Origin of the sequence: Yokenella regensburgei (assembly GCF_051486985.1) — a bacterium.
GTDB lineage: Bacteria > Pseudomonadota > Gammaproteobacteria > Enterobacterales > Enterobacteriaceae > CBFFRJ01.
Map to the genome: position 1 here is coordinate 1 of NZ_JAHVDV010000089.1, position 1110 is coordinate 1110.

The window sequence follows — 1110 nt, forward strand, 5'->3', positions numbered from 1 at the left end:
TCTGGCAGGGCAGCGTTTCCCGGTTCGTCCTCAGCGGCATCGTGACCGGCTTCGCCCTCGCGCACAGCGCCCACGGTCAGATGAACTTTGCCCTGACGGTCTCGCCTGCCCTCTGGCGCTGCGGCCTGCGCCGGAACTTCCGCATCTTCCAGCARCTGGACACTGAGGCCATCACCGCCACCCTCCTCACGGAGCACGGYGTCACCGGCCAGGTGCCCTGCCTGTACGACCCCCAYCCGCCACGCGAATTCTGCGTCCAGTACGGCGAGACTGACCTCGGTTTCCTGCGCCGTCTGTGGGCCGAGGAGGGTATCTTCTTCTTCGACTGGTTCGCCTGCGGCGCAGCGGAGCAGAAACTGGTGCTCACCGATGATGTCGCGGGCACCGGCARCGCRGGTGAGCTGCCCTTTAACCCCAACACCCGCACGGAGGTCTCCACGGACTGCATCAGCCTGTTCCGCTACCAGGCGCAGATACGTCCCTCCTCGGTACAGACCCGGGATTACACTTTCAAAGCGCCACACTGGCAGGGCAGCTTCAGTCACCACCCCCGTGAGCTCAACGGCCAGCGCACGCAGTACGAAATCTTYGACTACCCCGGGCGCTTCAAGGATGAGCAGCACGGGCGGGATTTTGCCCGTTATCAGGCAGAGGGCTGGCGYCGGGATGCGGAGACCGCCACCTGCGAGAGCAACAGCCCGGTACTGTGGCCCGGCCGGCGGTTCACCCTGACCGGTCACCCCGCCTCCCTGCTGAACCGGGAATGGCAGGTCACCGGCAGTGTCATGGAGGGCCGGCAGCCGCAGGCGCAGCACGGCAGTCCGGGGGAAGGCACCACGCTGAKCAACCGCCTGGAGGTTATCCCGGCAGACCGCACCTGGCGTGTCACCCCGCTGYCGAAGCCGCGGGTGGACGGCCCGCAGAGTGCCGTGGTCACGGGCCCGCCGGGYGAGGAAATCTTCTGCGACAAATACGGCCGCGTGCGGGTGCGCTTTCACCAGGACCGTTACCACGGCAACAGTGAAGACAGCTCCTGCTGGATACGGGTCTCCCAGGGGTGGGCGGGCGCCGGGTTCGGCAGCCTGGCCCTGCCCCGCGTCGGCCAGGAGG

General features: G+C 67.4%; 1 protein-coding gene. It reads left to right on the plus strand.

The window, feature by feature from the left end; genetic code table 11:
• On the plus strand, positions 1 to 1110 hold a 1110-nt coding region (tssI, locus tag KXR87_RS23540), incomplete at both ends, for a type VI secretion system tip protein TssI/VgrG (RefSeq protein WP_437434589.1).